19 protein-coding genes and 3 pseudogenes are annotated in these 26,735 nt (G+C 59.9%); 8 read left to right on the plus strand and 14 right to left on the minus strand.

What is annotated here, in order from left to right:
- Positions 1–200: 200 nt before the first annotated feature.
- From LJU32_09325 to yaaA, 9 genes and pseudogenes are all read right to left on the minus strand, one after another.
- Positions 201–1,325 carry a mannuronate-specific alginate lyase gene (locus LJU32_09325; protein WKV90353.1) on the minus strand — a complete coding sequence of 375 codons (1,125 nt, stop codon included), beginning with the start codon at positions 1,323–1,325 and terminating at the stop codon, positions 201–203.
- Positions 1,326–1,333: 8 nt separating this feature from the next.
- Positions 1,334–2,800: an alginate O-acetyltransferase gene (locus tag LJU32_09330; protein ID WKV90354.1), complete on the minus strand. Its 1,467-nt coding sequence runs from the start codon at positions 2,798–2,800 to the stop codon at positions 1,334–1,336.
- A gap of 11 nt (positions 2,801–2,811) precedes the next feature.
- On the minus strand, positions 2,812–4,383 hold the full coding sequence (gene algG, locus LJU32_09335) for a mannuronan 5-epimerase AlgG (protein WKV90355.1): 1,572 nt from the start codon (positions 4,381–4,383) through the stop codon (positions 2,812–2,814).
- A gap of 26 nt (positions 4,384–4,409) precedes the next feature.
- Positions 4,410–5,891 carry an alginate export family protein gene (locus LJU32_09340; GenBank protein ID WKV90356.1) on the minus strand — a complete coding sequence of 494 codons (1,482 nt, stop codon included), beginning with the start codon at positions 5,889–5,891 and terminating at the stop codon, positions 4,410–4,412.
- A pseudogene (algK, locus tag LJU32_09345) lies at positions 5,888–7,266 on the minus strand (alginate biosynthesis TPR repeat lipoprotein AlgK). The gene LJU32_09340 and the pseudogene algK overlap by 4 nt, the downstream one beginning before the upstream one ends.
- Before the next feature lie 141 nt (positions 7,267–7,407).
- Positions 7,408–8,577, minus strand: coding sequence for an alginate biosynthesis protein Alg44 (locus tag LJU32_09350; GenBank protein ID WKV90357.1), 1,170 nt, complete (start codon positions 8,575–8,577; stop codon positions 7,408–7,410).
- 35 nt (positions 8,578–8,612) lie between these two features.
- Complete coding sequence (alg8, locus tag LJU32_09355) at positions 8,613–10,070, minus strand: mannuronan synthase (GenBank protein WKV91072.1); 1,458 nt, start codon at positions 10,068–10,070, stop codon at positions 8,613–8,615.
- A gap of 121 nt (positions 10,071–10,191) precedes the next feature.
- Positions 10,192–11,508: a UDP-glucose/GDP-mannose dehydrogenase family protein gene (locus tag LJU32_09360; GenBank protein WKV90358.1), complete on the minus strand. Its 1,317-nt coding sequence runs from the start codon at positions 11,506–11,508 to the stop codon at positions 10,192–10,194.
- Positions 11,509–12,315: 807 nt separating this feature from the next.
- Positions 12,316–13,094, minus strand: a pseudogene (gene yaaA, locus LJU32_09365) (peroxide stress protein YaaA).
- Between the two features lie 247 nt (positions 13,095–13,341).
- Between yaaA and LJU32_09370 the strand changes: the two are divergent.
- From LJU32_09370 to LJU32_09395, 6 genes are all read left to right on the plus strand, one after another.
- Positions 13,342–14,466, plus strand: coding sequence for a polysaccharide deacetylase family protein (locus LJU32_09370; GenBank protein ID WKV90359.1), 1,125 nt, complete (start codon positions 13,342–13,344; stop codon positions 14,464–14,466).
- A 338-nt stretch (positions 14,467–14,804) separates the two neighbouring features.
- A complete protein-coding gene (locus LJU32_09375) occupies positions 14,805–16,199 on the plus strand; it encodes a PhoH family protein (protein ID WKV90360.1) in 1,395 nt (464 codons plus the stop codon).
- Between the two features lie 176 nt (positions 16,200–16,375).
- Complete coding sequence (gene moaC, locus LJU32_09380) at positions 16,376–16,849, plus strand: cyclic pyranopterin monophosphate synthase MoaC (GenBank protein WKV90361.1); 474 nt, start codon at positions 16,376–16,378, stop codon at positions 16,847–16,849.
- Positions 16,850–16,886: 37 nt separating this feature from the next.
- A complete protein-coding gene (locus LJU32_09385) occupies positions 16,887–17,087 on the plus strand; it encodes a MoaD/ThiS family protein (GenBank protein ID WKV91073.1) in 201 nt (66 codons plus the stop codon).
- Positions 17,088–17,089: 2 nt separating this feature from the next.
- The gene (moaE, locus tag LJU32_09390) at positions 17,090–17,542 is read left to right on the plus strand and encodes a molybdopterin synthase catalytic subunit MoaE (GenBank protein ID WKV90362.1); all 453 of its coding nucleotides are present in this window, start codon (positions 17,090–17,092) and stop codon (positions 17,540–17,542) included.
- Between the two features lie 261 nt (positions 17,543–17,803).
- Complete coding sequence (locus LJU32_09395; protein WKV90363.1) at positions 17,804–18,580, plus strand: ABC transporter substrate-binding protein; 777 nt, start codon at positions 17,804–17,806, stop codon at positions 18,578–18,580.
- Between the two features lie 123 nt (positions 18,581–18,703).
- On the opposite strand, the gene LJU32_09400 is transcribed toward LJU32_09395, so the two are convergent.
- From LJU32_09400 to LJU32_09420, 5 genes are all read right to left on the minus strand, one after another.
- Positions 18,704–19,330, minus strand: coding sequence for a transcriptional regulator (locus tag LJU32_09400; protein ID WKV90364.1), 627 nt, complete (start codon positions 19,328–19,330; stop codon positions 18,704–18,706).
- 84 nt (positions 19,331–19,414) lie between these two features.
- Positions 19,415–20,542 carry an FAD-binding oxidoreductase gene (locus LJU32_09405; protein ID WKV90365.1) on the minus strand — a complete coding sequence of 376 codons (1,128 nt, stop codon included), beginning with the start codon at positions 20,540–20,542 and terminating at the stop codon, positions 19,415–19,417.
- A 144-nt stretch (positions 20,543–20,686) separates the two neighbouring features.
- A complete protein-coding gene (locus LJU32_09410; protein ID WKV90366.1) occupies positions 20,687–21,631 on the minus strand; it encodes an ornithine cyclodeaminase family protein in 945 nt (314 codons plus the stop codon).
- Positions 21,632–21,749: 118 nt separating this feature from the next.
- The gene (rhlB, locus tag LJU32_09415) at positions 21,750–23,228 is read right to left on the minus strand and encodes an ATP-dependent RNA helicase RhlB (protein ID WKV90367.1); all 1,479 of its coding nucleotides are present in this window, start codon (positions 23,226–23,228) and stop codon (positions 21,750–21,752) included.
- A gap of 96 nt (positions 23,229–23,324) precedes the next feature.
- Entirely contained in the window at positions 23,325–23,981 is a 657-nt protein-coding gene (locus tag LJU32_09420) for an alpha/beta fold hydrolase (GenBank protein WKV90368.1), read from the minus strand.
- 466 nt (positions 23,982–24,447) lie between these two features.
- Between LJU32_09420 and LJU32_09425 the strand changes: the two are divergent.
- Together LJU32_09425 and LJU32_09430 are read left to right on the plus strand one after the other, a co-directional pair.
- A pseudogene (locus LJU32_09425) lies at positions 24,448–25,478 on the plus strand (amino acid ABC transporter substrate-binding protein).
- Between the two features lie 66 nt (positions 25,479–25,544).
- Positions 25,545–26,726 (plus strand): amino acid ABC transporter permease, encoded by a 1,182-nt coding sequence (locus tag LJU32_09430; protein WKV90369.1) that lies wholly within the window; start codon positions 25,545–25,547, stop codon positions 26,724–26,726.
- Positions 26,727–26,735: the final 9 nt, after the last annotated feature.

A 26,735-nucleotide genomic window follows, 5' to 3' on the forward strand; every position in this document is an offset into this window, starting at 1 on the left:
CTCTCCATGTTTGAACCAACAGTCAAGGGCCAAAGCCCCCAAACCCCCGTGGTAGTGGAGGGTGAAACAGTCCTGCGATCGTTCCCACGCTCTGCGTGGGAATGCCTCAATGGACGCTCTGCGTCCGCTTCGGCATGGGACGCGGAGCGTCCGGGCTGCATTCCCACGCGGAGCGTGGGAACGATCAGCCATCAGTGTTTTCAGGAACCCTTGTTGCCCTTTTCATGCGACGGGTCGTAGACCTTGGTCAGGTCGCCGCCAAGACGGAAGGTCTTGAACGGTTGCATGTCGCGCTTCTTCTCGATCACATCCGGCGCGCAGGTGTAGAGCGTGCAGAACGGTTCGAGCCAGGCGAATTTCATGTCCTCTTTCAGGTCGGTCATGTCCTGCTTTTTGCCGTTCTTTTCCTCGAACTCGTCAGGGTCCTTCACGCCGGCCAGCACACGATCACCCAGACGCTTCAGTGCGCCATTGTTTTCCTGACGCAGATCGACACCGTTGACCTGGGCGAAACTGGCGATCATTGCCAGCGGCGGCAGGGCGTAGTTGTGATAGGCGAGGGCGCGTTGCTGGCGCTTGAGTTCGTTGGGCAGGAAACCATCGGCATCGACTTGATTGACGCCGACCTTGTATTCCTTCACCGCCCAATCAAACAGGTCGCGGCGGTTGGTGGCGACGGCGGTGGCCATCACCGACCAGGCGGCCCAGTACGAGTGGTTGTTGGTTTTTTCCAGCGGCAGGTTGTCCCAGTCGCTGACCACCTGATCAGCCATTTTGCTGAACCAGGCTTCGATCAACTGCGCTTCCTGCTGGTGCTGGGCCAGTGGGTGCGAGTCGGAGAACTTCAGGCGAATGTACGACGAGGCCATGCTGCCCAGCGCCCATTTGCGCATCGACTTGCCGGTGTGGTTGAAGTCTTTCGACATCAACGCGTCAGCCTTGGCCCACGCGGTCAGCCAGTTGAGCGTGCATTCGAGCTGCTCCGGGCGACCGTCGCGCATGAACTGCATAACCCGCTTGGCGGTGCCGCGTTCCAGCGTAGTGATGTCTTTGGTAGTGTCGCGAAAGGCTTTTTCCGACTGCACGTTCAGCGTCGCGCGGGCCTTGTCCGAACCTTCGTATTTGCTGCGAAATTGCAGCGGACCGGTGTACGGCGCTGGCATCGCGTCGCAGCCGTCGCTCTTGTCACCGGTCTTGAATTTATCCACCGGGGCGAAGTAGCCCTGCGGTGGACGCAATGGCGCGGCGGCCTGAGTCGCCCCGGCGAACATCGCCAGGCTCAGGAGGGTCGGTGCCAACAGGGTTTTCAGTTTCGGATTTCGCATAGCAGACCTCATTGCCCGAGCTGCGCGGTCTGTTGACCGACGCCCGGGAATACGTTGCGTTTGCAGATTTTCGCTTCGACTTTTTGTGGCGCGGCGCCAGGTCCGGCTTCAGGACCCTGGACTTCAACGGCCAGCAGGTTTTGCGAGGCCCAGTCTTCGTCCGTGCGCAGCTCAAAGGCGAAACGACCGTCGGTGTCGGAGGTTTCCGGTTTCTCGATCTTGATGTCCTCGTGGCGACCGTTCATGTACCAGAGGGTGGCTTGCAGGGTTTTCACCGAGGTGTCGGCGAAGCGGATGTCGACCTGATGGTTGGCGTTTTGCAGGTTCAGGTTCTTGCTGTTGACCAGCAGTTCTTGCTTGCTGCCCGGCTTCAACGTAGTGCTGGCGGACATCTGCGCGTCTTTGCCCTCGCAACCGTTATCCAGCAGCGCCATCATCTGGCGATAGATGGTTTCCTGGTCGAGGCGATACAGCGGCGAGAATTCCCAGATGAGAATCTTCGGCGGGGTCTTCTGGAATTCTTCGCTGCCCAGGTACTGCAGCATCGAACCTTCGAAACCGCCGCCGGGGAAGGCCACGTTGAGAATGTCGGCGCCGATGGCTTCTTCGAGGAAACCGGCGAAGTTGTAGTTCTTGCCGCTGTGCGACGTACCGACCAGGGTGATCTGCGGATTGCCGGAATCGCCGAACAGGTCGCCGTCGCCGGCCTCGCCTTTCGGCTCGGTGGTGAACTGGTCCATGTACTGGATCGCGTAGCTGGTGCCGCACAGCTGCCCGGCCATGTTGTGCAGGGTGCCGGTCTTGCCCATGCGCCCGGACTTCTTGGTCTCGAATTCACGCTTGGGAATGTCGGCGAAGGCCGGGATCTGCTTGACCTTTTCGGCGACGATTTTCGCCGTGCGCTGGGCACCGTAAGGCGTCCAGTGCTGGTCGCCACGGAAGTAGAAGTCGTGGGCGGGCAGGGTGTCCGGCAGCGATTCGTTGGTCAGTGGCGACAGGTCCGGCACCACGTAACCCATCTTGGCGAAACGGCCGAGCATGGTCTTGTAGTTGCCCAGGGCTTTCTCGTAATCGAACGCGGCTTTTTCCTGCGGGTTGAGCTTGTTGCGGTTCACCAGGCCACGGGTCGGCTGGTAGACGATCACCAGCTCAACGCCTTTGCTCTTGAACGCATCGTGCAACTGTTGCAAGCGCTTGTAGCCGGCTGGTGTGGTGTTGAACTCGGTGCGCAGGTCTTCCTGGGTACGGAACAACCAGTCGCCCTGGGCCTGCACCAGCGTGGTGAAGTTCTGCTGATAACGCGTGGTGTAGTTCTTCGCGTCATGGGCCGCCGGGCACAGGTTGCAGCACGGCTCGGCGGTGAACTTCGGTGGCGTGACGCTTGCGCCGTCAGCGTCGGCGCGAGCGTTGCCGGCAGCGAGAATGCCGAGGGTCAGGGCCGAGAGGCTGAGCAGTTTGATCATGTGTGGGTGCATAAAAATTATCCTCAGTCCTGCAATTCGGTCTGGCGTTCGACAGGGTCGATCAGCACGGCTTTCTGCTGGCGCACCAACAGATCGAGAATTTCATCCTGGCGCTCGCCGAGGATGCCGTTGAAGCTGATCCCGCTGGACTTGGTCGGCGCCAGCATCGACACGCGATACAGCTCGACACTCAGCGGCGAGTCGATCGACAGCGGGCCGCTGCCGTTGGCTGCCAGCTCGCCGCCGACGACGATCAGCGAGACCTGCGCGTCGAACGGGTCGAGCTTGATGTCACGGTCGGTGTCGGTCAGGTCCTTGATGTGGCCGTAGATACCGGTCAGGCCGTTGGTCATGGCAACGTTTTCGTAGAGGCGGATGTTCACGCTGTTACGAATACGAATGCCGTGACGGGTATTGCTGATGACCTTGTTGCCCCACAGCAGGTTGTCGGCGGACTCGTAGAGCGTGATGCCGTCGGTGTGGTTCTTGTAGATCTCGTTGTAGGCAATGATGTTGTTGACGCTGTTACGGTCGATCACCAGGCCCGACAACTTGTTGTCGAAGCTCTTGTTGTTGAAGATGAAGCTGTCGTTGACCTCACGGGAAATGATGATCCCGTGCTTCTTCTTCGTGCCGTGAACGGTGTTCTCGGCAATGATCAGACGGTGCGAGCGGTCATGCGGGTCGATGCCGTAGACGATGTTGTCTTTGTAGGTGTTGCCCTTGACCACAAAGTCGCGGGTTTCGTAGCAGTAGAAGCCGTACCACATGTCCGAGAACTCGGAGCCGACGATCCAGCCGGTCGGTTCCGGGCGCTTGAGGACTTTGGCCATGTTCGGCGTGTACTGGGAAATACTCACCCCGTACGACTTACTGTTGGCGTAGCCGAAACTGGCCATCTTGCTGTTGACGATGTAGGTCTCGGTGCCGCCCCAGGCGAGCAGGAACGGACGGAATTCCTTCGGCGAGCGGAAGGTCGCCGGCCCGTTGTCCTTCTCGCGCCAACCGGTGACTTTGGTGTCACGCACGAACAACTGACCGTCGTTGACCAGGAACGAACCGGCCTCTTGGGACAGGCGCAGTTCCTGGGTCTGGCCGTCGATCTCAAGGATGCCTTTCTGGCCGACCACGATCGGCAATTTGGCCAGGTACACGCCCGGAGCGGTCTCGCTGAAATACTGCTTGGGCAGTTTTTTCGCCAGATCCTTGAGGTTCATGTAGCCGTCGTCGATGAAGATCGCCTGCGGGATGCCGTGCTGACGCACCACCCATTCGGCCATCTTGTTATCGCCGCCGATGAAGTCCTTCAGGGCATTTTCCTGCATCATCCGGCGCACGCTGATCTTGCCCGGTTTGCTGCGCACGATTTTCGCCGCAGCGGCTTCGGCGGTGAAGCCGGACAGGTCGGGCAGAGTCGGCTTGGCCAGTTTCAGCGCGTCGGTCGGCGCGCTGCTGACGGTGTAGGTCTTGGCCTGTTGCAGTTCTTTGGCCACGGTCGCAGGTTTCGCCGGTTCAACATTGGCGAAGGCGCCGGCGCTGGCCAGCAGCATCGCGCCGGCCAGCAGGCTCAGTGAGCCTGTTCTGGTGCTGATCATGTCGGGCACTCCCTTGGCGGTTTGCATCAGAAGCGCCAGATCACGTCAATGAATGCGCGGTGCATGTAGGAATCAACCTGGCTGCCATAGGCATCGCCCGGCTTGAACACACCGCCACGGAAACGCACCAGTGCCGAAGGCTCGTCGATCGACTGGCTCAACGCCGCCGGCAACAGGCCTTGCTTGAAGTACTTGGTGACGACCAGGTCCATTTCCTGACCCAGGTCCTTGTTGCCATCTTCAAGCGGCAGCGAGGTGCTGGAGAGGATCGCGCCAGTGACGTCGTCGGTGTTGTTTTCCACCGCATTGATGCCGTTGCTGCCGACCGGCTTGTTGCCGTCGACACGCCAGAACTTGTGGTAGATCAGGCTGGCGTCGTACTCGTCGTTGACCATCCAGGAACCGAACAGGGTGGCGGTCTGCATGTTGTTCATTTCGCCACGGAACGCTTCGCCGAAACGGTGCACGCGCGAGCGGGTACCGGTGTAGTTGGAGCGGTTGCTCTCCAGACCGTTCTGTTCGTAATCGGCACTGGCGCGGGCGTAGGCACCGCCGACTTGCCACTGCGGATCGAGGCGCAGACGCACGCCGACATCGGCTGCCCAGCCGCTGATGTCATCGCTGCGCTTGGCTTGTGTCGGGCGCGTGCCGTCGGCGTTCAGCGCGTTGACCGTGTCACGGTCGCCGCTCATGCCGGTGATGCTGCCCCAGTAGTTGACGGTGTTGGTGTTGCGCCAGTTGTAGGCGTCGCTGTCGGCGGTCAGGCCGATCCAACTGATGTCGCCGTTCTCGGTCTTGTCCAGCGAATCGCGCGGGACGCCTGGCTCGGCGTAATCGAGTTTGCCGTCATCGTGGGTGTGGTGACCGCGAATGCCGACCCACTGGCCCGGCGTCCACTGGTAAGCGGCGTCGGCGTAGGCGTGCAGGCGATCCTTGTCTTTCGGTGCCAGCTCTTTCAAGTCGGTGCGGTATTCGCTGAAACGCTCGGCAACACCGGCATTGGCGCGCAGCAGTGTGGTATCGAAGGTCCAGTTCAGCGCTTCGATGTTGGTGTCGCGCCATTGGCCGTCGTCATTGCGCAGACGCTGGCGACCGAACTTGAGGATCTCGCCAGGGTAGGGCGTGAAGCCGCTGTAGCCGACCCAGAATTCGCGCATCGCCAGATAGTTTTTCTTGGTTTCACGATCGCCGCTGTCGGTGGTCTGTTCGCCGTCCGATTGCTGCAGGGTGTCGGTCTCGATGATGTCGGTCGAGGTCACCGCCTGACCCATCGCATAAGCGCTCCACGCGCCGCTTTCGCCGTAGATCCACGGACGCAGGTCGAGGCCCACGCCGTTGACGTCGCCGCCGCCGGCAGTGCCGAGGTCGCGGTCGTCTTCGGACTGGCCGGTAAGTTTCACTTCCAGACCGAAGTTCTTGCTTTCAGTCATCGCAGCCAGTGTCGGGCAAGACCAGAGCAGCGCGAAGGTGAGGCCAATACCGGCCTTCACGAATGGGTTCAGCTTCATAGTTTTTCCTCGCCGTCTTCTTCTTGCAGGGCGTGCAGTTGCAGCGTGTTCGAGTTCAGGGCGCCACGGCTGGCCTGTTCCTGTTGCAACAGGCGGCGGGCTTCGGGCAGGCGCTCGGGCGGCAGTTGCGCCTCGAGGGTCGCTGCCAGTTCATCGGCTTGCGGGGTGTTCTGGGCCTTGGCCAATTGGCTGAACACGTAGGCGTTCAGCGGGTCGGGCTTGGTGCCCTTGCCTTGCGAGAACAGCTGGGCGATGGCGAAGTCGGCACTGTTCTGGCCATTGCGCGCAGCGGTCAGCAGGTGGTCGAGAGCCTTCTGTGGATAGACCTTGCCCAGGTAGCCACGGCGGTAGATCTGGCCGAGGTAGTAATCGGCGGCGACTTCGCGGCCAACGGCTTTCTGGAAGTGTTCCTCGGCAACTTTCGCGTCAGCCGGAACCAGTTTTCCTTCGTAATAGACCTTGCCCAGCAGCAGTTCGGCGCGCGGCTGGTCGGCGGCGCGGCCGTTGTCCAGGTACTTCATCATCTGGTCGACGTCGCCCAGTTCGGGGAAGTCGTAAAGCAATTGCGCGAGGGTGACCCACGACGCCGGGTAGCCCGGAGCGATCGGCTCGAGCAACGACTGCGCGGTTTTTTCGTCGGTCTTGCCCAGGGTCGAGTCGGCCAGCACGCGGGCCACGGAGTCGACACGCTGCGCAGTGACGGTGCCACGGCTGTAACCGGCCTGCATCTGCTTGATCAGCTCGGCCTGTTGCTCCGGCTGGCCACGTTTCTGGTAGACGGTGGCCAGTTCGACGTAGCAGATGTCGGTGGTGTTGAGCGCGGCCTTGCAGATCTTTTCCACGTCATCCAGGTGCTGGTCGTAGGTGCCCTGGGTGCGATACAGCAGCACCTGCGCCAGACCCGCTTCCGGGTAACCGGATTTGCGCCACTGATCGATCTGCTGCTGGGCGTTGATATTGGGGAAGCTGTGCGGGTATTGCAGATACAGCATCGCCAGCGGGATCAACGTATTGCCTTCGCCATTGGCAGCGGCTTTTTCAGCAGGGTTTCGGCTTCGTGATGCTCGGCTTCGGTGGACCCGGGCTTGGCCACCAGCAGGCGACCGAGACGTGCCTGGGCACGCGGCGACACACTGGCCGCTGCGCGGTAAGTCGCTTCGGCCTGTTTCATCTGCGCCGGGTCGCGGCTGTCGACCTGGATATCGGCCAGGCCGACTTGCGCCTCGCTGTAACCCAGATCGGCCAGTTGCTGGTAATTCTGCGCAGCGGTGGCAGTGTCGCCACGCTTGAGCGCTTCGTTGGCCAGACGCTGGTCGGGCAGCCCGGCGCAACCGGCCAGACTCACTGCCAATGCCAATGCGCACACTGACCCCATGTGGGAGCGAGCTTGCTCGCGAAAGCGGTGTGTCAGTCGGCACTGAGGCTGAATGTCAGAATGCATTCGCGAGCAAGCTCGCTCCCACAGGGTTTGTGGTGTGCTTGAGATGGGTGGAGTAGTCACAGGCATGTCCTCGACTTAAAGACCGGCAGCCATGGCTTTGTCGATCAGCCAGTTCAGGTTCGGGCCACGGTCGCTGTTCACTTCCACCGGGCGGCCGGCCAGGCTGCTGTCGAGCGGCTCGTCTGGCTGGATCTGTACGCGAATGTCGGAGGACAGGTCGGCGCTCTTCAGGCTGGTGCTGCTGACGATCTTGCCGGTGCGGGTCTTGTCTTCGCCGGCGATCTGGAAGCTCACCGGAGTGCCCGGACGCACGTCGCCGAACTGGCGATAGGAGAAGCGTGCTTCAACGTTGGCCTGGGTGTTGCGCGGCACCAGTTGGAAGATCACGTCGCCCTTGCTCGCGTACTGACCGTCAGCCACCAGTTGCTGGGCCACGGTGCAATCGCACGGCGAGGTCAGGGTGCCGGTCATTTGCTTGCCGAACAGTTCTTCAACCTTGGCCGGGGCCAGTTGGTCTTCGGCCAGATGGCCCTTGAGTACGTCGAGCATGCTGGTGCTGAAGGTCGCCAGTGGGGCGCCTTTGGCGGCAACGCCGTCGGACTTGACCAGGCTCTGCACGGTGCCGTCACGCGGCATGGTGATGTTCATTCCCGGCACGCTGACCAGACCGGCCTGGGCGTGGCTGACGAAGTACATGCCGTACACCGACTTGAAGATGAAACCGGCAGCGACCAGGCCAACGGCGAAAATACCGGCGCTGAAGGTCACGGCTTTCAGACGGCCGAACGGGGTCATGCCGGTGTCGTTGGTCTTGTTCTTGCGCGCCTTGGTGAAGTTGTCGCGCTGCAGGGTCGCCAGTACTTCGCCGATGCTGACGATGTCGCCGGCCAGGTGCGAAGTGATCAGGTGGCGCAGGGTGGAAATGTCCTGCGGCTCAAGGTTCTGGAACTGGCAACCGGCGCGGCCGGTGGCGCGATCGAAGGAACGCACCTGCAGTTCAACGTCCATGGCCAGGCCGAGGTTGTCGATGACAAATTGCAGACGCGCCTTGTACACCTCGCCGATGGTCAGCGGCATCTGCCCGGCGTTGAACGCCAGACCGCCAGCCGACAGATCGAGGACGCGCGCTTCGAGCGGCGTCCGGTCAGGGCCGAAGAAACGCAGCTTGGCCGGGATTTTCACGCGAGCGTGCTGGCGCTGGGCTTCGGATTCATGCACTACGTTGACGTTGACGGCGGTATTCATAGGGGCGATTTCCTTGTTAATTCAATAGGAGCGGGTCAGACCATCATCAGCAGCACGGCGACAAAAATGCTGCCGGCGGAGAAGGTCATGGTCCGAGACGACCAGGTGTTGAACCAACGTTGAAAGCTGGCGAGATCACGGGTCAGGGATGTGGGCTGGCGAGTCCAGGATTGTTGGTCGAGGCGGAAGAACACGTAGATCTTCACCAGGGCGCCAACGATCTGGTTGTAATACAGAATCGCCGGGTAAGCAGGGCCGATGCGGTGACCGGAACACGACAGCAACAGCGTCAGGATCAGGCGGGTGATACCGATCCACAGCAGGTACACGAGGATGAACGCGGTGCCGTACTTGAAGCTGGCGATCAGTGCGACGGTCAGGCCGAGCAGCGAAGTCCACATCGACACGCGCTGGTCGAACAGCACCACCGAGGTGAACACGCCGAGGCGGCGGATACCCAGACCCAGTGCGCGGGAGTTCTGGCGCAGGTTGTTGCCGTACCAGCGGAACATCAGCTTGCGGCTGGCCTTGATGAAGCTCTTTTCCGGCGGGTGCTCAACGGTATTGATCGCGGCGTCCGGCACGTAGAAGGTGTCGTAACCCAGGCGCATCAGGCTGAACCAGCTCGACTTGTCGTCGCCGGTCAGGAATTTGAAGCGGCCCAGACGCCAGTGTTGCAGCGAGTCGCTTTCAACGTCGGCGATGAATTCCGGATTGGTGACTACGGAAGCTTTGAACACCGACATCCGCCCGGTCATGGTCAGCACGCGCTTGGACAGGGCCATCGAGCACATGTTGATGTGGCGCTGGGCGAAACGCAGCTTGTGCCATTCGCTCATGATGTAGCCGCCGCGCACTTCGCAGAACTCGTTGGTGGTCAGGCCGCCGACATTGCCGAACAGCTGGAACCACGGCACGGTCTTGCGCACGACGCCTTCGCCGAGCACGGTGTCGCCGTCGATCACCGCGACCACGGCACGGTCGTCCGGCAGGTGACGGGAGATCGCGCGGAAACCGAAGGCCAGGCCATCGCGCTTGCCGGTACCGGGAATGCGCACGAAGTCGAGCTTGACCCGCTCCGGCGGATTCATCCGCGCCCACAGCGCCTTGACCAGCAACTCGTCGGACATTTCCACGATCGAGCAGACAATGGTGGTCGGCAGTTCGCAATCGATGGCTTCACGGATCACCGAGCTGTAGACCTGCGCAGTGGTCAGCGCGTCAATACGAAAGCTCGTGACCATCAGAAACACATGCGACGGGTCGGCCGCTTTACCCAACTTGCGTACTTTGCGACGCAGGTGCGGGTAAACGATGTAGAGAAAAATCATGCCGCGCACAAAGTGCGTTGCACCCATCGAGTAGCGCCAGATACCCACGGCGCCAATCAGGAAAATGAAGTCCTTCGACTCGGAGTCGAATGTGGACGTGGGCAGCATCAAGGCCAGGCCCATCAGCAGACTGAGATAAAAAAGCCAGCCGGCTGATTGCAGAAAAAATGTTTGAGCTTGGTCATAACCGTCATCCGAAGGTGGGAAGGCTTCAAGCCGCAAGCTGCAAGCTGCAAGCGAAACGCTTTGGCTTGCAGCTCGGGGCTTGTCGCTCAGGGCTGCTTTACCAGCAGATCCCTTCGGTGCGGCTACCGGCGCTGGTGGACTTGGACATGAAGCCCACCAGGTCGATGACTTGCTTGCCCTGCGGCGCTTCCTGGGCCAGCGAACGGAACTTCTCGTCGCGGTTGCCGAGGATGATCACGTCGGAGTTGTCGATCACCGAGTCGAAGTCGGAGTTGAGCAGGGACGACACGTGCGGAATCTTCGATTCGATGTAGTCCTTGTTCGCACCGTGGACACGGGCGTATTCGACGTTGCTGTCGTAGATGCTCAGGTCGTAACCCTTGCCGATCAGCATTTCCGCCAGTTCGACCAGCGGGCTTTCGCGCAGGTCGTCGGTGCCGGCCTTGAAGCTCAGACCGAGCAGGGCGACTTTGCGTTTTTCATGGCTTTCGACGATATCGAAGGCGTTCTGCACTTGCGATTCGTTACTGCGCATCAGCGAGTTGAGCAGCGGCGCTTCGACGTCCAGGGAACCAGCGCGGTAGGTCAGCGCGCGCACGTCTTTCGGCAGGCATGAGCCGCCGAAGGCGAAGCCCGGGCGCATGTAGTACTGGGACAGGTTCAGGGTCTTGTCCTGGCAAACCACGTCCATCACTTCACGGCCATCGACGCCCACGGCTTTGGCGATGTTGCCGATCTCGTTGGCGAAGGTCACTTTGGTCGCGTGCCAGACGTTGCAGGTGTACTTGATCATCTCGGCAACGGCGATGTCCTTGCGGATGATCGGTGCGTCGAGTTCTTCGTACAGCGATTGCAGAACGTCGCCCGACGCGGTGTCGAACTCGCCGATGACAGTCATTGGCGGGTGATCATAGTCAGCGATGGCGGTGGATTCACGCAGGAATTCAGGGTTGACCGCAACGCCGAAATCGACGCCGGCCTTTTTGCCCGAGCAGTCTTCCAGAATCGGGATCACCACGTTGGCCACAGTGCCTGGCAGCACGGTGCTGCGCACGACGATGGTGTGACGGGTGGTTTTTTCGCGCAGGACATAACCAATCTCGCGGCACACCGCCTCGATGTAGTTCAGTTCCAGATCGCCGTTCTTTTTGCTTGGCGTGCCGACGCAGATCATCGACAGGTCGGTATCACGAATCGCCTCGGCGAAGTTGGTCGTGCCGCGCAGACGACCGGTCTGAATACCCTGTTGCAGAAGTTCACCCAGGCCCGGTTCAACGATTGGCGATCGGCCGTCGTTAATCATGTCGATCTTGTCTTTGGCAACATCGACGCCAACTACGTCATGGCCACGTGCAGACAGGCAACCGGCACATACTGCGCCAACGTAACCCAAACCAAATATGCTGATGCGCATCGCAATTACCTCTGTATATATCAGGCCTTAGAAGGCCGGAGTTAATGGTGTTCAGCGGTCACTAGTGCACTCGGAAGTGCGGCTTACAGGCGCCACAATGCCGTGTGCAGGCATACAAAGTTCCGAGTGTCTAATAAGTGCACTCAAGATGTGCGCAACTAGGCCTTGTTGTTATGACTTGCCCTGTTATGCAGCCGATCTTCCGTGCAGGAAGACTCTAGTGCAGTCGTGTAGCCTGCTCGACGTCCGGTAGGGAGCCGGTAAATCAAGCAGTTAGGTGCTCAGGCGAGCACGTTTATAGGGGCGCGGCCTTGGCCTTTGTAGGGGATATTAATGGTGCGTATCTCCTGTCCTTCGATTGTTTTGAGACTCGTTAGTCACTCAGGCAAGTTGCTGTGACAACTTGGTTACATGGCTATCTGCTCTGCGTAAGTTATCTCGTACAAACTCGCCGAGAATCGTTACCGGTGGTATGAGCAACGCATTTGGACATAGTTCCAGCCCACTCATCGTGCCAGCCGAAATTTTTTGAAATATTGGTGGAGATGGCACTAGGTGCAATTTGATAGCACTAACGATTTCGTCCTTTAGTTATCGGGGCGAAACCGGGGCCGATAGTTTTGTGCCACTACGGGTGAAAAATTTAGGTGCCACTACTGAAAAAAACTTCAGCGTCGAGTGAAACTAAAATTAGAAAATGGAGTGTTGTTTTATTGGCGCCATGAATTTGGCGATATGTCGCGGGGGATTTTGACTTCGGGCGGACTGCACGACTCCCGACTAAAAGAGTCGTGCAAAGGGCATGCTTTATTCCGGGGCGTGATCGCGCAAAAACACTAGATTGTCGGGTTTCGATTGCTCGGCGCTGTAGCGATAACCCTGCACATCGAAGTGCTTGAGCTGAGCCGGGTCGTTGATGCGTTCCTCAATCACAAAACGGCTCATCAGGCCGCGCGCTTTCTTCGCGTAGAAACTGATGATCTTATACTGGCCGTTCTTCTGATCCTTGAACTCGGTATTGATGATCCGCGCCTTCAACGCGCTGCGCTTGACCGCAGAAAAGTATTCGTTGGATGCAAGGTTGAGCAGTACGTCATCGCCTTGCTCGGCCAGCGCTTCATTCAGCCACTCGCTGATGCGCGTGCCCCAGAACGCATACAGATCCTTGCCGCGGGCGTTGGCCAGTTTGGTGCCCATCTCCAGACGATAGGGTTGCATCAGGTCCAGCGGGCGCAGCAGGCCATAAAGGCCGGAGAGCATGCGCAGGTGCTTTTGCGCGTAATCGAATTGCGCTTCGCTGAAGGACTGCGCGTCGAGACCGGTGTACACATCGCCTTTGAATGCGAGCAGCGCCTGCTTGGCGTTCTCTGGTGTGAAGGCTGGCGTCCAGCTGCCGAATCGCGCGGCATTGAGGCCACCGATCTTGTCGGACACGTGCATCAACTCGCTGATCTGCGCCGGACTCAACTCGCGCAACTGCTGGATCAGTTCCTGGGAATGGTCGAGGTACTGCGGCTGGGTAAAGCGCTGGGTCGCCGGCGGTGTTTCGTAGTCGAGGGTCTTGGCGGGGAAATCACCATCAGCATGAAGTCGTCTCCTTTAATCGTGGGGGCGATTCTAGGGGTTGTCCTTGTTGACTCCAGCTATCAAGCCCATAGGTGATCGACGGCTTAACTCAGACCCCTTGTGGGAGCGAGCCTGCTCGCGAATGCGGATTCACATGATCGTTACCACGCAGAGCGTGGGAACGATCCACAGGGTATAGGTGTGGCTGCGGGGAATGGGGCAGGATCAGCTATAGTGCCGCGCGGGTTTTGTTATGGAGACATCCCTTTGCGCATTGTTCTTTTATTCACCGCGTGGCTGCTGAGCTTCGCGGCCGTGGCGGCACCCGGTGATGCGGCGACGCTGGATCGCACGACCTGGCCGGAGCAGCTCAGCAATCCGACCCTGTTCGACGTCGCGTCGCGGGCGGAAATCCTTATGTTCGCTCGGGGCCTGCTTGGCACCGAATCCATCGACGAGGCGGCGCTGGCCCAGCGCCTGGGTCTGCGCACGGTCAATATCGATGCGGTCAATCAGCTGCGTCAGCGTCTCTGGCAGCGCTTGCTCGCCAACTACAACTACGCCCAGCAAAGCTGCGATCAGGACGCCTCATTCTGTTTCCTCGTCGAAGACCTGCCTACCCTGCGCGAACAGGCGGCCAAGTTCGTGGTCAGCGACGACAGTTATTACACCAAATGGGCCGAGCCGAGCCGGATCTTCCATTTGCAGTACCTCGACGAGTTGATGCGCAAGGCCGCGCTGTCACCGCAAACGAGTAATGAATTCGATCGTTTTGGCGACTACGAGCGCAACGGCGACGAGATGCATGACCGGCTGTTTTTGCTGACCTTCGACAGCGCCGCCAACGTGCAACCGGACAACACCGACTGGCTGACCGAGTACCTGCGCAAATCGAATCTGAGCGGGACATTCTTTGTGCTGGGCAAGGATATTCAGGCGCGACTCGCCGGCCGTTCGGTCAGCAGCCTGCAGGCGAGTTTCTCCCGGCAGTGCGTTGGCGTGCAGGGCTGGGAGTTCCGCTCCCATAGCCATTGGCAGGACTGGCAGGATTCAGTACGGCGCAGCGCCGACCTGGTGAAAAACAAACTGCCGGAAAACTATGTGCCGCTATTCCGTCCGCCGGATGGTCAGCGCCGCAGTGACGCACAAGGTTTCTTCAATAGCCAGGGCCTGCAAGTGGCGCTGTGGGACATTGATGCTCAGGACGGTGCCGGCAAGCTCAAGGGCCCGGCGAGCGCGCAGCGAGTGCTGACCCTGATGCTGTTGTGGCGTCACGGAGTGATCAATTTCAACATGAAACAGGATGCGGTGAAGACGTCCGTGCCGTGGCTGATCACGCAGACTGCGCAGAGCGGCATCGGCTGGGAAGACTGTCAGGACGCGTTTCGTTGAGAAACGACAAAAAGCCCGGAAACATTGGGCTTGGGGTGATTTTCAGGAGGAATTCGATGCAGGCGGACTTCCGACTTTAGCGAGGTACGGGGAGTCCGCCAAGGGCTTTTCGTCACTCTGCAAAATAAACTTAAAAAAACCGTCAAAGTGCTTTTTTATGTCATCGGTTTTGGAGTATTACGAAGACAGACCGCCGAAACCTGCAACACAGGTGGCGTCTTCCCAGACTCCTATTGTGTGCAGTTCATCCAGGCCCTCGTGGATGAATTCGGCAGTCACCTCGAGGCGCAGCACTGTCACGGTATTGCGTCGAATGGCTCCCACAAAGGTGACCGAGTATGGATGATCACGGACGCAGCCCTTCCTCCAACCAGCCAATCCTGTATGTACTCGATACCAACGTATTGATTCACGATCCAAATGCCCTGCTGAATTTCGAAGAACACCACGTCGCCATCCCGATGACTGTGCTGGAAGAGCTGGACAAGCTCAAGAGCGGCCATCACAGCGTGGCCGCCGAATGCCGTCAGGCGATCCGTCTGATCGACAAGACCCTGGGCGATGCGTCCCCCGAAGACGTCGAACTGGGCGTGCCGATCCAGCGTGGCAAGGGCGGGCCGAAGGGCTTGCTGTCAATTCTGATGAGCAAGCAGGCCGAGTCGAACCTGATTCTGCCCGAGCACCTGAACGACAACAAAATCATCAACCAACTGATTGATCTGCACACCCGCGATCCGCAGAAACCGGTGGTGCTGGTCACCAAAGATATCAACATGCGCCTCAAGGCGCGCGCCTGTGGCATCGACGCCGAGGACTACAGCACCGACCAGTTGGTCGATGACGTGTCGCTGCTGCCCAACGGCTACCACAACATGACCGGCTCCTTCTGGGACCGCGTGAGCAAGGTCGAAACCCGTCAGGACCACGGCCGCACCTGGCATCAGGTGCAACTGATCGACAACCTGCCGGCCGTGCACATCAACGAGTTCATCATCGACGAGCAGGGCTTTGTCGGCTGGATCAAGGAAATCCAGGAAGACCGCCTGCTGATCCTCGACCTGCATCAGGAACCGCTGCTGCATCAGGAGGCGTGGGGCCTGAAACCGCGCGACATCTATCAGAGTCTGGCGCTTTACGCGCTGCTTGATCCGGACATCCATCTGGTCAACCTCTCCGGCGCCGCCGGTTCCGGTAAAACCATTCTGGCGCTGGCTGCTGCGATCGAGCAGACCATGGTCAGCAAGCGCTATCGCCGCATCATCGCCACCCGCAGCGTGCAGGGCCTGGACCAGGAAATCGGTTTCCTGCCCGGCACCGAAGCGGAAAAAATGGAGCCTTGGCTGGGCGCCATCACCGACAACCTCGAAGCCTTGCACATGGATGACGAAAACACCCATGGCAGCGTCGATTACATCCTCAGCAAAGTGCCGTTGCAGTTCAAATCGCTCAACTACATTCGCGGTCGAAGCTTCCAGCAGAGCCTGATCCTGATCGACGAATGCCAGAACCTCACGCCGCACCAGATGAAAACCATCATCACCCGTGCCGGCGCCGGTTCCAAAGTGGTGTGCCTGGGCAACCTGGCGCAGATCGACACCCCGTACCTGTCCGCGACCAGCTCCGGGCTGACCTACCTGACCGAACGCTTCAAGGACTTCCCCAACGGTGTACACATCACCCTGCAAGGGGTGCCTCGCTCGATCCTGGCCGAATACGCCGAATCGCATCTCTAAAGAGGAGCAGCTATAAGCTTCAAGCCGCAAGCTACGAGTGGTCCGAGTGAACTTCACTTGCCGCTTGAAGCTTGCGGCTTTCGGCTGTTTAAATGCGAGCTTTCCTGACGCCTGCCTACCGCGCTTTAACTTGCCGCTTGTAGCTTGCCGCTCGCAGCTGCCTCAAGGAGGCCCTCGTGCTGACTCATCTCGATTCCCAAGGTCGCGCCAACATGGTCGACGTCACTGAAAAAGCCGTGACGTTCCGTGAAGCGACCGCGCAAGCGCTGGTGCGCATGCTCCCTGAAACCCTGCAGATGATCGTCAGCGGCGGTCATCCCAAGGGTGATGTGTTCGCTGTCGCGCGCATTGCCGGGATTCAAGCGGCGAAGAAAACCAGCGATCTGATTCCCCTGTGCCACCCGCTGATGCTCACTGGCGTCAAAGTCGAACTCAGCGCCGAAGGCGAAGATAGCGTGCGCATCGTCGCCCGCTGCAAGCTGTCCGGGCAGACCGGTGTCGAGATGGAAGCGCTGACCGCCGCCAGCGTCGCCGCCCTGACCATTTACGACATGTGCAAAGCCGTGGATCGTGGCATGACCATCGAAAGCGTGCGTCTGCTGGAAAAGGTCGGCGGCAAAAGCGGCCACTTCCAGGCGGAGCAGCCATGAAACTGACCGTGAAGTTTTTGCTCGTTACCGTGAAGCGCTGGGCGTGGATTCGGTGAAGGTTGAAGGCGATTTCGCGACCGTCGATGACGTTCGCAAGCTGTTGGCGCAACGTGATGGCGCCGAGGTGTTGAGCGAGCAGAACCTGATGTGCGCGCGCAACGAAGACCTCTGCCAGCTCGACGAGCCAGTGGCCGATGGCGACGACGTGGCGTTTTTCCCCACCGTGACAGGAGGCTGAACATGGCGATTCGCGTGCAGGCCACGCCGTTCGATCCGGGCGCTGAAGTCAACGCCATGCACGCGGCGAACGTCGGCGTCGGTGCGGTGGTGAGTTTTGTCGGTTACGTACGCGACTTCAACGACGGGCTCGACGTGGCCGGGATGTTTCTCGAGCACTACCCGGGCATGACCGAAAAAGCCCTCGGCAAGATCGCTGTCGAAGCCGAGCAGCGCTGGCCGCTGCTCAAGCTGGAAGTGCTGCACCGCATTGGCGCGCTGGAGCCGGGCGAACCGATCGTCTTCGTCGGCGCCGCCAGCGCCCATCGCCAGGCCGCATTCGACGCCTGCGCCTTCGTCATGGACTACCTGAAAACCCGCGCGCCGTTCTGGAAGAAAGAAAACACCAGTGATGGCCCGCGTTGGGTTGAGGGGCGGGACAGTGATCATGCGGCTGCGGATCGCTGGAAAAAATAATCCCTGCATCGCTCATTAGTCAGTCTTCGCGAGCAGGCTCGCTCCCACAGTTGAAATGCGTTCCCCTGTGGGAGCGAGCCTGCTCGCGAAGGCGTCATCTGCAATACCGAAAATCCTCCCTCTCTACCCGATTGACGATTTGTACCTGAGAGTCCAGTATGGATTTCCAAGTACAAAAATGCTTCTGTCTTGCAGCTGTCAGCTTGCCGCTTGTAGCTGCTCTTCTTCGCCAAACCTACAACAACCCGCGAGAGAACGAACATGAAGAAATTCCCCCTCATCACCGGTCTGGCCCTCAGCCTGTTGGCCTCCGCTAGCGTATTCGCCGCCGAGAAAGCCCTGCGCATCGGCATCGAAGCGGCCTATCCGCCATTCGCGTCGAAAACCGACAAGGGTGAAATCGTCGGTTTCGACTACGACATCGGCAACGCCCTGTGCGCGCAGATGAAGGTCAAATGCGTGTGGGTTGAAGGTGAGTTCGACGGGCTGATTCCTTCGCTGAAAGTGAAGAAGATCGACATGGCGCTGTCGTCGATGACCATCAACGAAGATCGCAAGAAGTCGGTGGATTTCAGCCACAAGTACTACTTCACCTCCTCGCGTCTGGTCATGAAGGAGGGCGCCACGGTGGATGACCAGTACGCCAGCCTCAAGGGCAAGAACGTCGGCGTGCAGCGCGCGACCACCACCGATCGTTACGCCACCGAGGTGTTCGAACCCAAGGGCATCAACGTCAAGCGCTACAGCAACAACGAAGAGATCTACATGGACCTGGCAGCGGGGCGCCTCGATGCGATTTTCGCCGACACCATTCCGCTGAATGACTTTCTGTCGATGCCGCGTGGCAAGGGCTATGCGTTTGTCGGGCCGGAGCTGAAGGATCCGAAGTACGTCGGTGAAGGCGCGGGTATTGCAGTGCGCAAGGGCAATGCCGAACTGGTCAGCCAGCTGAACAGCGCCATCGACGGGATTCGCGCGAATGGCGAGTACCAGAAGATTTCCGAGAAGTATTTCAAGACCGATATCTACGGCGACTGACAGTCCGTTATCGCTGGCAAGCCAGCTCCCACAGGTTCGGCGGTCGCCATAAATTTTGTGTGTGACGCAATTACTGTGGGAGCTGGCTTGCCAGCGATGTGGCCGGACGAGTCACCGCAGAATTCAGCCCTTCAATTCCTTCAAATGCTTGTACACCGTCGCCCGCCCCATGTTCAGCACATTGGCCACGTAGTTCGAGGCGCTCTTGCCCTTGAACGCGCCCTCGGCGTGCAGCGCCAGCACCAGTTCGCGTTTGTGATCACGGGTCAGCAGGTTCAGGCTCAGCTGCCGCTCGCGCAACCAGGCGTGGAGGAAGGTGTTGATGCGTTCCTGCCAGTCATCACGGAACAGCGAGTCCGGCTGCGGAATCAGTTTGCTCGGTGACAGGAACAGGTCCAGCGCCGCTTTGGCGTTCTCGAACAGGGAGATATTCAGATTGATGCACAGCACCGCCAGCGGACGACTCTCGCTGTCGCGCAGCACGGTGCTCAGGCTGCGAATTTTCTGACCGTCCCAGTTGAGCTTTTCGTACGGGCCGATGTTTCTGTCGCTGACATCCTCGCTGAGCATGTCTTCCAGCGATGAGTCGTCACCGATTTCGCGCTTGGACAGGTTGTTGGCAATGTAGTCGACCTTCTGCGTGCGCAGGTCGTGCAGCACCACCTCCGCGTGGGGAAAGAACAGCGTGGCGATGGCGTCGGCGATGGCGCGGAAGTTATCCAGCGCCGGATCGAATTCGGGGGCAGTCATGACAGTGGAGCTCCAGGCAGCGTCAGCGCCCCTTGTGCCGGGGCGCTGCGAGTGTGCCGCAATCTTTTGGGCGAGTCGATGCGATCAAGCCAGTCGGGCCGGGGAGAGCATGGCGCTGTCCAGACCGAATTCATGCAGGTGCTCGGGAAGCGGCTCGCCGCGCACCAGCGCCGCACTGGCCTGGCCCATCGCCGGCGACGTCTGAATGCCGTAACCGCCCTGCGCGGCAACCCAGAACAACCCCGGCACCTGCGGATCGAAACCGCTGAGCAGGTCACCGTCGGCAACGAAACTGCGCAAGCCCGCCCAGGTGCGCGTCGGCCGGCGGATGGTCAGCGTGGTGGCTTCTTCGATCTGATAAATACCCATGGCGATGTCGAGTTCTTCCGCCTGCACATCGTGCGGTTCGACCGGATCGGCGTTGGCCGGCGAGCCGAGGAACATGCCGGCGTCGGGTTTCATGTAGAACGACTCGTCGAGGCTGACCAGCATCGGCCAATGGTGAGTGTCCACGCCTTCAGGTCCGGCAAAGATAAATGCGGCGCGGCGTTTCGGTTGAAGACCCAGCGGCTGCGCGCCAGCCAAAACGCCGACTCTGTCGGCCCAGGCACCAGCGGCATTGATGATGACCGGTGCGCTGAAAGACTGGCCATTGGTCTGCACGTGCCACAGGCCATCGGCATCGCGGCGCAGGCCAAGCACTTCGCAATCGGTGTGGATTTCGCCGTGATTGCGGCGTATACCGCGCAGGTAGCCCTGATGCAGCGCATCGGTGTCGATGTCGCAGGCCGAAGGATCGTAGATCGCGCCGTGGACTTTTTCCCGGCGCAGGATCGGCAGACGCGCGCAGGCTTCGTCGGCGCTGAGCAGTTGCATCTGCGGCACCGTGGCTTTGGCGCTGAGGTATTGGTTGTTCAGTTCGGCGGGATCACCGATGAAGTCGACGGTCATTTCGCCGCGCGGGGTCAGCAGTGGGTGCTCGCAAAAACCGCTCGGAGGACTGTCGAAAAACGCGCGGCTGGCCTGCGTCAGTGCGCGGACCTGTGCGGTGCCGTAGGCGGCGGTGTACAGCGCGGCGGAGCGACCGGTGGAGTGATAGCCGGGATGGGTTTCACGCTCGAGCACGATCACTTTGCCGTGCGGCGCCAGCCAGAACCCGGTAGAAGCGCCGGCAATCCCGCCGCCGATGATGATGAAATCTGCGTGGCTCATGTAGGTCTCCAGTACGCAATATCAAGGCGTACGCTAGTCCCTTGTGGGAGCGAGCCTGCTCGCGAAGCGGTGTATCAGTCGACATCTTCGGTGAATGTCAGACCGCATTGGCGAGCAGGCTCGCTCCCACAGGGATTTTTGGCGTTAGTGGGTTAAGTGATAAACCGCATTGGCGAGGGCAATGTCTTCCAGGCCCAAGCCGATTGAACGGAAGAACACGTGACGGTCGTAACCCGGGCGCTGCACTTTTTCGCTGAGCAAGTCGGCGAGGTCGCCGACAATCGAACCCTTGCTCCAGCCATGCTGTTCGGCGGCAATCAGCATCTCACCAGCCGAACCCGGCGTGGTCAGACGATAGTCGCAGAATACCTGCATGTCGTTGAGGCTTTGCGGCGGTACTTCATGGGCGCGCGGGGCGTTGGTGCTGATCGAGGTGATCAGCGCCGGTTTGCTTAACGTTGCAGGATCAATCACCGGCCCGGCCGACGAGGTGCAGAGCATGATCACCTCCGCGTCGGCAATGGCGGACTCGCGGCTGTCGGAAATCTTCACTTGCGGCGCGATGGTCCTCAATACGGCCTGTGTCTCAGGATCTTCCGGCAGCGACGGCGAGTACACGCTGATGCTTTGCCAGTCGCGCAAGGTTTTGACGTAATGCAGATGCGCCTGAGCAACTTTCCCGCTGCCGATGATCGCCAGTCGTTGGGCATTCAACGGGGCGAGGGCGTCGACCGCCACTGCCGTGGTCGCGGCGGTGCGCGCGGTGGTCAGTTCGCCGGCATCACAGAGCAGCAGCGGCTGGCCGGTTTTCATCGACATCAACAAAGTCCACGCCGTCACCAGCGCACCCTGCTCGCGCACGATGTACGGCGAGGTCTTCACTCCGTAGACACCATCCTCTGCCAGCACGCCCAAATAGTTGATGAAGTCGCCGGCACCCTGCGGGAACTCGACCACTTGCTGTGCCGGCTGCACGGCGTTACCGGCCGCCAGATCGCGGAACAGCTTGCGCAGGATCTGCGGCACATCGATACGCGCCAGCAGATCTCGGGCCCGGACTTGATCGATGACGTAAGGCGTACCAGACATTTTTGTGCTCCAGATCTGAACTTATTTTTCCATTATGGACATTTAGTTTATCTGGGCAACCTTCAGGCGTAAAAAAAGCGCAGTCCGTTTCCGGCTGCGCTTTTTCATTTCGTTGCGCTTACTGCGGGCGCTTGCGCTCAACCGCGCGCAACAGATGCGTCGGCGGCGTTTCGCAACTGATCTTGCGACCGAGTTTTTCTTCGATGGACGGCAACTGATAGGAGTCGTCTTCGCCGGCAAAGCTGATCGACACACCGTCAGCGCCGGCGCGACCGGTACGGCCGATGCGGTGCACGTAGTCGTCCGGGACTTCCGGCAGGGTGAAGTTGATCACGTGGCTGATGCCGTCGATGTGAATGCCGCGACCGGCCACATCGGTGGCCACCAGCACGCGGATCTTGCCTTCGCGGAAACCTTCCAGGGTCTTGATGCGCTTGTGCTGCGGCACGTCGCCAGACAGTTGCGCGGCATTGATGCCGTCGCGCACCAGGCGCTCTTCGATACGGCGCACTTCGTCCTTGCGGTTGGCAAACACGATCACCCGCTCCCAACCGTTATCGTTGACCAGGTTGTAGAGCAGCTTGTATTTGTCGGCAGCGGCCACGGCGTAGATGTGCTGCTCGACGTTCTCGTTGGCGACGTTGGTGATTTCGATTTCGACGATGGCCGGATCGGTGGTCCATTGCTTGGCCAGATTCATCACGTCTTCGGTGAAGGTCGCCGAGAACAGCAAAGTCTGGCGTTCGGACTTCGGTGGGGTCTGGCGAATGATTTGCCGCACCTGCGGGATGAAACCCATGTCGAGCATACGGTCGGCTTCGTCCAGCACCATCACTTCAACCATGTCCAGATGCACGTCGCCGCGCTGGTTGAAGTCGAGCAAACGCCCCGGCGTCGCAACAAGAATGTCGCAGTGGCGCGCTTCGAGGTGCTTGAGCTGTTTGTCGAAATCCATGCCGCCGACGAACGTCATCACGTTGAGACCGGTGTACTTGGTCAGGTCAGCGGCGTCCTTGGCGATCTGCACCACCAGCTCGCGGGTCGGCGCGATGATCAGCGCACGCGGCTCGCCCATGTAGCGCTCTTTCGGCGGCGGCGTCTGCAGCAACTGGGTAATGATCGAGATCAGGAATGCGGCAGTCTTGCCGGTGCCGGTTTGCGCGCGGCCAATGGCGTCTTTGCCGGCAAGGGTGAAGCCCAGTACCTGCGCCTGGATCGGCGTGCAATAGGGAAAGCCCAAGTCCTGGATGGCGTGCATCAGTTCCGGAGCAAGCTTGAAATCGTGAAAGCGGGTTTTGCCCTCCTGTGGCTCGACGACGAAGTCTTCGAGTTTCCACGGAATGACCGGTGCCTTGGGCTTTGGTTCGCGACGCGGTCTGGCCGGTTTTGGCGCTTCGCTGCGCACAGGCTCTGCAGCGATTGGTGCTGCCGCAGCAGGTTTTTCTTCTGGCTTCGGTGTCGCTACGGGAGCGGGGCGGTCGACCTGCGGGGCATCGCTGCGATGACCGGGGGCGTGCGACGGCGCACTGGGAACTGGCGCGAGCTGCTCAGCCTCGCTTTTACCGAACATTTTCTTGAGTGCTTTGAGCACGGTCATCTCATCAGTTGGTTAAGGAATGTACGCCGGCCAGTGTAATGCAAGAATCGGGCGCGGCGTAGTAGGAGGGATCAATGGGCGGACATCACTCGCCAATCAGCGCAGGCGTTCGCTCAGCCAGACGCCGATGTCGCGAATCTCTTCAGGTAACACTTCGTGCTCCATTGGGTATTCCTGCCATGTCACGGTGACACCATGCTTCTTCAAATGCTCATAAGCGCTGCGGCCCATCGAGTTTTGCACCACGTTATCGAACTGGCCATGCAGCGACAGCACCGGAATGCGCTGCTGACTGGCGGACAATTCCAGTTCATCGCTGAAAGTCGGTGCGTAAGTCGACAGCGCCAGCACCCCACCCAACGGTCCCTGCCATTTCAGAAAAGCGGTGTGCAGTACCACCGCGCCGCCTTGCGAAAACCCGGCAAGAAAAATCCGCGAGGCGTCTATTCCGCTGGCGCGCTCGTTTTCGATCAGTTCGACGATGCGATCCGCCGAGGCTTCCAGTTCGTCGCGATCGATCGCTCGGGCCGGACTCATGGCCTTGATGTCGTACCAGCTGGGCATGGCATATCCGCCATTTATCGTCACAGGACGGGTCGGTGCCTGCGGCAGCACAAAGCGTGTGCTCAACAGACTTTCCTGCAACGCCTCGGCTACCGGCAGGAAGTCATAGCGGTCGGCGCCGAGGCCGTGCAGCCAGATCACGCAGGCGTCTGCGGGCTTAACAGGCTGAAGAATCAAGGGCTCGGTCATGTCTGCTCCAAAATGTGCGGGCGCTCTCATTGAGTGCGTGATTGAAGTGCGCGCCCGGTTGATCCGTTAACAAGATGTCGCAAGGTTACAAGTTTAGCTATTGACGTGTCGCGCAATCACTTTGGCAAGCAGTGTGGTACGGCCTTTGCTATGGAGGATTGCGTACGAAGCGTCCTACGCGTGGCGGTAACACTATCAGTCTACGTCGCGCGATGGGACAGCAACGAATCCGGTGATGGATGTTCGCCAATGGCCGCTACGGGCTTAGCGAACGTGAAAGGGCCACAGCCCGTTCGGCCGATTGGTGAGAAGTGAGTGATCCATGATGTGGATTCTCTCCTACTAGACTCATAGCGAAGGTCCTACGTCGGTTGACCCCAAAAAAGCCAACACGGGTCAGCAACGCCTCAAAAGGGTGCGACAGGACTCAAGCTCCGACACAACAAGAGCAAAACTGGAGGTTTGAATGAAGATGTTGAAATCCACTCTGGCAGTCGTGACTGCAGCAGCAGTACTCGGCGTCAGCGGGTTCGCTCAGGCGGGTGCAACCCTGGATGCGGTACAGAAAAAGGTTTCGTGCAGTGTGGCGTGAGCGACGGTCTGCCGGGCTTCTCGGTACCGGATGCGACCGGCAAGATCCTCGGCATCGATGCCGACGTCTGCCGCGCTGTGGCCGCTGCTGTTTTCGGCGACGCCAACAAGGTCAAGTTCAGCCAGTTGAACGCCAAGGAGCGCTTCACCGCGCTGCAATCCGGCGAGATCGACATCCTGTCGCGCAACACCACCATGACCAGCTCCCGTGACGCGGGCATGGGCCTGAAATTCCCGGGCTTCATCACCTACTACGACGGCATCGGCTTCCTGGTGAACAACAAGCTGGGCGTGAAAAGTGCCAAAGAGCTCGACGGCGCGACCATCTGCATCCAGGCCGGTACCACCACCGAGTTGAACGTTTCCGACTACTTCCGTGGCAACGGTCTGAAATACACCCCGATCACTTTCGACACCTCCGATGAAAGCGCCAAGTCGCTGGAATCCGGTCGTTGCGACGTGCTGACTTCCGATAAGTCCCAGCTGTTCGCCCAGCGCAGCAAGCTGGCTTCGCCGAAGGACTACGTGGTGCTGCCGGAAACCATCTCCAAAGAACCACTGGGTCCGGTCGTGCGTAACGGCGACGACGAGTGGCTGGCCATCGTACGTTGGGTCGGCTACGCGCTGCTCAACGCCGAAGAAGCCGGCATCACTTCGAAGAACGTCGAAGCGGAAGCCAAGTCGACCAAGAACCCGGACGTGGCCCGTATGCTCGGCGCTGACGGCGAGTACGGCAAAGACCTGAAACTGCCGAAAGACTGGGTTGTGCAGATCGTCAAGCAAGTCGGCAACTACGGTGAAATCTTCGAGAAAAACCTCGGCAAGAGCACTCCGCTGGAAATCGACCGTGGCCTGAACGCCCTGTGGAACAACGGCGGCATTCAGTACGCACCACCAGTGCGCTAATGGTTCTATCGCCCGGCGGGCCAACCGCCGGGTGATGTTCTGGTTCCATTTCTTCCGGGGCACTTCATGCAAAATTCTATCGGCGCACCAAAGCAGAGGTTCAGCCTCAGCGATCCACGAGTGCGTGCGTGGCTATTCCAGATCATCACCGTTGTGGCGGTGGTCTCGCTTGGCTGGTACCTGTTCGACAATACCCAAACCAACCTTCAGCACCGGGGCATCACTTCCGGTTTCAGCTTTCTGGAGCGCAGTGCCGGGTTCGGCATCGCTCAACACCTGATCGACTACACCGAAGCGGACAGCTACGCGCGGGTGTTTGTCATCGGCCTGCTCAACACCCTGTTGGTGACTTTTATCGGCGTGATCCTGGCGACGATCCTCGGTTTCATCGTCGGCGTGGCGCGGCTGTCGCAGAACTGGATCATCGCCAAACTGGCGACGGTGTATGTGGAAGTATTCCGCAACATTCCGCCGCTGCTGCAGATCCTGTTCTGGTACTTCGCGGTGTTCCTGACCATGCCGGGGCCGCGCAACAGCCACAACTTTGGCGACACCTTCTTCGTCAGCAGCCGTGGCCTGAACATGCCGGCCGCACTCGCCGCTGACGGCTTCTGGGCCTTCGTGATCAGCATCGTGCTGGCCATAGTCGGCATCGTGCTGATGTGCCGCTGGGCCAACAAGCGCTTCGAAGAAACCGGCGTACCGTTCCACAAGTTCTGGACCGGCCTGGCAATTTTGCTGGTGATCCCGACCCTGTGCGCGGTGATCTTCGGTGCTCCGCTGCACTGGGAAATGCCCGAGCTCAAGGGCTTCAACTTTGTCGGCGGCTGGGTGCTGATCCCGGAACTGCTGGCGTTGACCCTGGCACTCACTGTGTACACCGCAGCGTTCATCGCTGAGATCGTGCGTTCCGGGATCAAGTCGGTCAGCCACGGCCAGACCGAAGCGGCGCGTTCGCTTGGCCTGCGCAACGGCCCGACCCTGCGCAAGGTGATCATCCCGCAAGCCCTGCGCGTGATCATTCCGCCGCTGACCAGCCAATACCTCAACCTGGCGAAAAACTCCTCGCTGGCCGCCGGTATCGGTTATCCGGAAATGGTTTCGCTGTTCGCCGGCACCGTGCTCAACCAGACCGGGCAGGCCATCGAAGTGATTGCCATCACCATGAGCGTGTACCTGGCGATCAGTATCAGCATTTCCCTGCTGATGAACTGGTACAACAAGCGCATTGCGCTGATCGAGCGGTAAGGAAAAGCG

It is taken from the genome of Pseudomonas sp. B21_DOA (assembly GCA_030544685.1).
Taxonomy (GTDB): domain Bacteria; phylum Pseudomonadota; class Gammaproteobacteria; order Pseudomonadales; family Pseudomonadaceae; genus Aquipseudomonas; species Aquipseudomonas fluorescens_AO.

Coding starts and splice junctions, on each gene's coding strand:
- LJU32_09325 (WKV90353.1), bottom strand. CDS start 1,325: ATGCGAAATCCGAAACTGAAAACCCTGTTGGCACCGACCCTCCTGAGC.
- LJU32_09330 (WKV90354.1), bottom strand. CDS start 2,800: ATGCACCCACACATGATCAAACTGCTCAGCCTCTCGGCCCTGACCCTC.
- algG (WKV90355.1), bottom strand. CDS start 4,383: ATGATCAGCACCAGAACAGGCTCACTGAGCCTGCTGGCCGGCGCGATG.
- LJU32_09340 (WKV90356.1), bottom strand. CDS start 5,891: ATGAAGCTGAACCCATTCGTGAAGGCCGGTATTGGCCTCACCTTCGCG.
- LJU32_09350 (WKV90357.1), bottom strand. CDS start 8,577: ATGAATACCGCCGTCAACGTCAACGTAGTGCATGAATCCGAAGCCCAG.
- LJU32_09360 (WKV90358.1), bottom strand. CDS start 11,508: ATGCGCATCAGCATATTTGGTTTGGGTTACGTTGGCGCAGTATGTGCC.
- LJU32_09375 (WKV90360.1), top strand. CDS start 14,805: ATGGATGATCACGGACGCAGCCCTTCCTCCAACCAGCCAATCCTGTAT.
- moaE (WKV90362.1), top strand. CDS start 17,090: ATGGCGATTCGCGTGCAGGCCACGCCGTTCGATCCGGGCGCTGAAGTC.
- LJU32_09395 (WKV90363.1), top strand. CDS start 17,804: ATGAAGAAATTCCCCCTCATCACCGGTCTGGCCCTCAGCCTGTTGGCC.
- LJU32_09400 (WKV90364.1), bottom strand. CDS start 19,330: ATGACTGCCCCCGAATTCGATCCGGCGCTGGATAACTTCCGCGCCATC.
- LJU32_09405 (WKV90365.1), bottom strand. CDS start 20,542: ATGAGCCACGCAGATTTCATCATCATCGGCGGCGGGATTGCCGGCGCT.
- LJU32_09410 (WKV90366.1), bottom strand. CDS start 21,631: ATGTCTGGTACGCCTTACGTCATCGATCAAGTCCGGGCCCGAGATCTG.
- rhlB (WKV90367.1), bottom strand. CDS start 23,228: ATGACCGTGCTCAAAGCACTCAAGAAAATGTTCGGTAAAAGCGAGGCT.
- LJU32_09420 (WKV90368.1), bottom strand. CDS start 23,981: ATGACCGAGCCCTTGATTCTTCAGCCTGTTAAGCCCGCAGACGCCTGC.
- LJU32_09430 (WKV90369.1), top strand. CDS start 25,545: ATGCAAAATTCTATCGGCGCACCAAAGCAGAGGTTCAGCCTCAGCGAT.